Raw genomic sequence first — 6,545 nt, forward strand, 5'->3', positions numbered from 1 at the left:
GCGCGGCCTCGGCGTCGGCCAGGCCGCGCAGGTCCGCTATCTTCACTTCCGCCGGTGCGCCGGCGCCGCTTTCCTGAATCCAGCGCTCGCCGTCCCGCCGCCAGCCTATCCGCAGCGCGTCGTGCCGCTGCGCCACCGCCTGCAGCGCGCCGATCAGCGCCTCGGCGTCGAGCGGGCCGCTCAGGCCCAGATAAGCCCCTTGGCTGAACTGTTGCCAGTCCGTGCCCGGCCAGTCCAGATACCAGGCCTGGATCGGGCCGGGCCTCACTTCGCCCCTCACCTCGCCCTGCTCCGCCGGCGCGCCGGTTTCTTCCGCCGCGCCGCTTTCGGCCGCCAGCTCGGCGATGGTCGGATAGCGGAACACCTGCTGCGGGCTGATGCGCAAACCCCGCTCCGCCGCCCGCGACGCCATTTGTATGCTCAGGATGGAATCGCCGCCCAGCGCGAAGAAGTTGTCTCTCACCCCCACGCGTTCCAGCCCCAGCAGGCCTTGCCAGATCTCCACCAGCGCCGCCTCGGCCGCGTTCTCCGCCGCCGCCGCGCCCGCCTCGATCTGCGGCTCCGGCAGACGCTTGCGGTCCACCTTGCCGTTGGCGCTCAGCGGCACGCTGTCCAGCGCCATGATCGACGCCGGCAGCATGTATGGCGGCAGCCGCCGCGCCAGCGCGTCGCGAATCGCGGCGATATCCAGGCTCGCGCCCGGCAGCAACAGCACATAGCCGGCGATGATCCGCCGCCCGTCGCGCTCGACCACCGAGGCCACGCCGCGCTCCACGCCCGGCGCGGCCGCCAGCGCGGCCTCGATTTCGCCGATCTCGATCCGGAAGCCGCCGATCTTGACCTGATCGTCCACTCGGCCCAGGAATTCCAGATTGCCGTCGGCAAGCACGCGCGCGCGGTCGCCGGTCCGGTACATCCGCTCGCCCGGCACAAAGGGATTGTCGACAAAACGGTAAGCAGTGAGATCAGGCTGGCCCAGATAGCCCAGCGCCACGCCCGCGCCGGCGATCCACAGATCGCCCGGCACGCCCACCGGCACCGCCTGCAGCGAGGAAGACAGCACATAGAGCCGCTGCCCCGGCAGATGGCGACCATAGGGCACGAAGGCGGCGTCGGCCGCCAGCCCCCGCGTGTCGTACCAGCACGACCAGATGGCCGCCTCGGTGGCGCCGCCCAACGCCAGCACCTCCGGATCGGACGTCGCCGCCGCGCGGATCTGCGCGGGCAGCCCCACCGGCACGCGGTCGCCGCTCAACATCGCCAGCTTCAGCGTGGGCGGCAGCGCGCGCCCGCTCTGCCGGCATTCCAGCAGCAGCAACTCCATCACCGCCGGCACGGATTCCCAGACCGTCGCCCCCTCGCGCGCCATCAGATCCAGCCACGCCGCCGGCGCGATCGTCGACGACTCCGGCGCCAGCAAGACGGCGGCGCCCGCGGCGAACGCGCCGAAGAAATCGAATACCGACAGGTCGAAGCCCGCCGCCGACACGCACATCAAGCGGTCGGACGCGCCGATCTCATAACGGCGCAGAAAGACTTCCATCGTCAGCGCGGCCGCGCGGTGGCTGATCATCACGCCCTTGGGCTTGCCGGTGGAGCCCGAGGTGAACATCACATAGGCCAGATCGTCGGGCGCCGCCTCCGGCAGCGCGACCTCGGCCGGCGGCGTTTCGTCGATCAGGATCGCGCGCGCCGCGACGCCGTCCAGCAGCGGCAGATGCTCGCGCGTCGTCAGCACATGGCCGACCGTGGCCAGCAGATCGCGCAAGCGTCCCGGCGGCATCGCCGGATCGGCCGGCACATAGGCGCAGCCGGCGCGCATCACGCCCGAGTAGGCGGCGACCGCGCGCGCGCTCCTCGGCAGCAGCACCGCCACCGGTTCGCGCCGCGCGCCCGCCGCCGCCACCGCCCTGGCGACGCGCAGCGTCTCGTCGGCCAGTTCGCGGTAGTTCATCGCCTCGTCCACGCCTATGATCGCCGGCGCCAGCGGCGTCAGCTCGGCGTGCCGCTCTATGCCGGCGTGCAGCAGATAGCCGTCGCCGACCGGCGGCGTCGCGTTCCAGTCGTGAATCAGCCGGCGCGCCTCCGCCTCGTCCACCAGGCTCAGATCGCCCAGCCGCGCGTCCGGCTGCGCGGCGAGCTGGGCCAGCAGATGCAGGAAGCTCGCGCCCAGCCGGCCTATGCCCTCCTCGTCGTAGCGCGAGGCGTCGAAATCGACATAGAGCACGGTCTCCTCGCCCGGAATCAGCTGGCCGACCAGCGGATAATTGGTGCGCGTCTCGGCCGCCGCGAACTCGCTGACATCGAAACCGGCATCGCCTCGGGCCAGCTGGCGGTCCACCGGATAGTTTTCCACCACGAACAGGCTGCTCAAGAGCTCGCCGCCCTCGTAGCCCGCCCAGCGCCGGATGTCGGTCAGCGAGGCGGCGCCCAGTCTGGCCCGTTCGCTCTGCTGTCCATGCAATTGCTGCAGCCATTGCGACACGCGCGCGTCGTCGTCGATGCCGACGCGCACCGGCACCGTGTTGATGAACAGCCCCACCATCCGCTCGACGCCCGGCAGCGTCGCCGGCCGGCCGGACAGCGTGGTGCCGAACACCACCTCGCGCCCGCCGCCGGCGTAGCCCAGGGTCAGCGCCCAGGCGCCGGTCAACAGGCTGGCGCGGGTGACGCCGGCCCGCCGCGCGGCGCGGTCGACCTGCTCGTTCAGCCCCGCGTCGAACACGAAGGCGCGCCGGCCCTGGCCCCGCGCTTGCGCGCCGCGCGCCGGCGCGGCGAAGCCTATCGGCGTGGGCTCTTCTATGCCGGCCAACACCTGTTGCCAGTACGCGGCCTGCTCGCTCTCGTCCCGCGCCGCCAGCCAATTGACGAAGGGCAGAAAACGGCTGCCCGGCAGCGGAGCGGCGTCGCCGGCGCCCAGCTCGGCGTAGCGGCCGATCACCTGCTTCAGGATCAAGGGCACCGACCAGCCGTCGACCACCGCGTGGTGGTAGCTCCACAGGAAGCGCCAGGCGTCGCCGGGTTCGCGGATCAGGGTGCCGCGCAGCAAGGGCCCGCGTTCCAGATCGAAGCCGCGTTGACGGTCCAGCTCGCGCAGCGCGTCGAAGCGGCTGGCGCAGGCCTCGGCGGACAAGGCGCGCCAATCCAGCGTGTCCCAGTCCGGGTCCAGACGGGGATGGACGATTTGGACCGGGCTCTGCAACTGCCGCCAGCGGAAGGTGGTGCGCAACGCGGCGTGCGCCGCCGCGACGTCGAACCAGGCTTGACGGAAGCGTTCCGCGTCGAAGACGCCGCTCATTTTCCAGTGCAGTTGTTCTATATAGAGCGGCGCGTCCTCGTCCGCGATGGAGTGAAACAGAATGCCCTGCTGCAACGGCGTGACGCCGTACAAGGCCTCCAGCCCGGGATGCTCGTGCTCGATCGCGTCGATATCGCTCTGCTCCAGATGGGCGAGCGGCAGGTCCGACGGCGTCAGGCCGCCCGACTGCGGCGACAGGCAATGCGCCAGCACCGCGTCCAGCTCGGCGCGGAAGTGCTCCGCCAGCGCCGTCATCGCGTCCGCCGCTTGCAGCGCCGCGTTGTACAGCCAGTCCACCCGCAGCCGCCCTTCGTGCACCTGCGCCACCACGTCCAGCGCGTAGCGACGCCTCATCCCGCCCGAGCGCGCGCCGCCCGGCGGTTCGCCCAGCCAAGCCGCGCCCGGCTCGCCGCCTTCCTCCAGCCGCCATTGGCCCAGGTAGTTGAAGCACACCGTGCGCGCATGGCCACCCAGCTCCGATCCACGGCCGCCGTAACGCAGCGCCTGGTAGGCGATGCCGCTGTCCGGCACGCCGCGCATCCGCTCCTTCACCGACTTCAGATCCCGCGGCAAGTCGCCGCTCAGCGGCAGCCGCAGCGGATACAGGCTGGTGAACCAGCCCACGGTGCGCGACACGTCCACGCCCGCCAGCCCGTCGCGGCCGTGGCTTTCCAGGTCCAGCACGCATTCCTCCGCGCCCGTCCATTGGCGCAAGGCCCGCGCCAGCGCGGCCAGCAGCAATTCCTCCGGACGCATCCGATAGGCCTCGCCCGCCTGCCGCAGCCAGCGTTCCGTGGTCGCCGCGTCCCATTGCAGCGACACCCGCGATTCCGCCGCCACTGTGTCTTCGCCCACGCCGACGCCGGGCAGGGTCATCCCCGGCGCGTCCATCTCCCGCCAGTAGTCCAGCGTCGATTCCGGCAAGGCGTCCGCCCAGGCCCACAGCCGCTGCGACCACGCCTGGTACGACACCGTCTTGGCCGGCCACGACGTCGCCTCGCCCCGGCTCAGCGCCGCGTAGGCCCGCCACAGGTCTGCCAGCAGAATCCGCCACGACACCCCGTCCACCGAGGCGTGATGCGCCAGCCACAGCAGGCGCCAGCCTTGGTCCAGCCGGTATAGCCGCGCCGCCCACAGGCCGGCGCCGTCCAGGCGCAGACCAGCCTGCAGTTCGGCCGCGTCCCGCTCCAGCGCGGCCTCGGCGTCGGCCAGGCCGCGCAGGTCCGCTATCTTCACTTCCGCCGGCGCGCCGGCGCCGCTTTCCTGAATCCAGCGCTCGCCGTCCCGCCGCCAGCCTATCCGCAGCGCGTCGTGCCGCTGCGCCACCGCCTGCAGCGCGCCGATCAGCGCTTCGGCGTCGAGCGGGCCGCTCAGGCCCAGATAAGCCCCTTGGCTGAACTGTTGCCAATCCGTGCCCGGCCAGTCCAGATACCAGGCCTGGATCGGGCCTGGCCTCACTTCGCCCCTCACCTCGCCCTGCTCCGCCGGCGCGCCGGTCTCTTCCGCCGCGCCGCTTTCCGCCGCCAGTTCGGCGATGGTCGGATAGCGGAACACTTGCTGCGGGCTGATGCGCAAGCCCCGCTCCGCCGCCCGCGACGCCATTTGTATGCTCAGGATGGAGTCGCCGCCCAGCGCGAAGAAGTTGTCCCTCACCCCCACGCGCTCCAGCCCCAGCAGGCCTTGCCAGATCTCCACCAGCGCCGCCTCGGCCGCGTTCTCCGCCGCCGCCGCGCCCGCCTCGATCTGCGGCTCCGGCAGACGCTTGCGGTCCACCTTGCCGTTGGCGGACTGCGGCAAGGCGTCCAGCCACACCCAGGCGCGCGGCACCATATAGCCCGGCAGCCGCGTCTCCAGCCATGCCTGCACCGCCGCCGCGTCCGCGGCTTCGGCCGAATCTTGCCGCGCCACCAGATAGCCGACCAATTGCTTCTCGTCCGCGGCGCTGCGCCGCAGCGCGACGGCGCAGCCGCTCAAGCCAGGGTGATGGCCCAGCGTCGCCTCGATCTCGCCCAGCTCGATCCGGTAGCCGCGCAGCTTGACCTGCCCGTCCATCCGTCCCAGCAGCTCAAGCTCGCCGTCCGGCTGCCAGCGCGCGAGATCGCCGGTGCTGTAGAGTCGCCGGCCCTCGGCGTCGATGAAGAAGCGGCGCTCGGTTTCCGCCTCGTTGCCCAGATAGGCGAGCGCGAGTCCGCGGCCGCCCAACAGCAATTCGCCCACCACGCCGTCCGGCCGCTCCCGGCCATCGGGCGCGCGCACGAAGCATTGCTGGTTGGACAGCGGCCGGCCGTAGGGAATCGACGCCAGCACGGCGTCCTCGGGCGCGATCGGATGCACCACCGACCAGATCGACACCTCGGTCGCCCCGCCCAGGCTGATCGGCCGCAGCGCCGGAAACGCGTCGCGCAGCCGCCCGGCCAGGCCGGGCGCGATCCAGTCGCCGCTCATCAGCGCCAGGCGCAGATGCGGCGAACGCGGCGCGGACACTTCCAGCATCAGTTCCAGCACCGCCGGCACGGAATTCCAGATGGTGATCCCGCCGTCGCTGAGCGCCTGGGCCATCGCGTCCGGATCGCGCGAGCGGGCCGGGAACACCACTTCGCCGCCGACCGCGAGCAGGCCGAAGATGTCGTAGACCGACAAATCAAAGGCCAGCGAGGACACGCACAACGCGCGATCGGCCGGGCCGACCGCGAAGCGTTGGTTGATGTCGTCTATGGTGTTCGCCGCGGCCTCGTGCGCGATCAGCACGCCCTTCGGCCGCCCGGTCGAACCCGAGGTGAAGATCACATAGGCCGCGTCGCCGGCCTCGAGATCCGCGGCCGGACCCGCGTCGCCGCGCGGCAGCGGCTGGTCCAGACGCAGCGCGGGCACCGGCAGCGCCGGGCCTGCCGCGCTCAGCAGCGCGAGACGGGCGCCGGCCTCGCCGAGCAGTTCTTCTATGCGCGCGGCCGGCCAAGACGGCTCTATCGGCAGATAGACCGCGCCCGCCATCACAATGCCCAGCAGCGCCGCCACCGCGCGCGGCCCCGGCGCGACGATGGCCGCCACCACCTCGCCGCGCGCCACGCCGCTTTGCCGCAGCGCGCCGGCGATGTCTTCCGCCTCGCGCAGCAGCGCGCCGTAGCTCAGCGTCGTCTCGCCCTGCCTGACCGCCACCGCCTCCGGCGCGATCCGCGCCTGCCGGACGATGGGGGTTTCCAGCCGGCGCGGCGCGCGCTCCGCCGCGGTGGCGTTGACCGCCGCGCGC

Annotated in this window: 1 protein-coding gene; it reads right to left on the reverse strand. The window is 72.1% G+C overall.

Features of this window, described 5'->3' with window-relative positions; all coding sequences use genetic code 11:
* Positions 1-6,545 (reverse strand): non-ribosomal peptide synthetase (locus LQT98_RS22480; RefSeq protein WP_231465353.1); only part of this gene is annotated, 6,545 nt, incomplete at both ends.

It is taken from the genome of Chromobacterium aquaticum, assembly GCF_021129195.1.
GTDB classification, from domain to species: domain Bacteria; phylum Pseudomonadota; class Gammaproteobacteria; order Burkholderiales; family Chromobacteriaceae; genus Chromobacterium; species Chromobacterium aquaticum.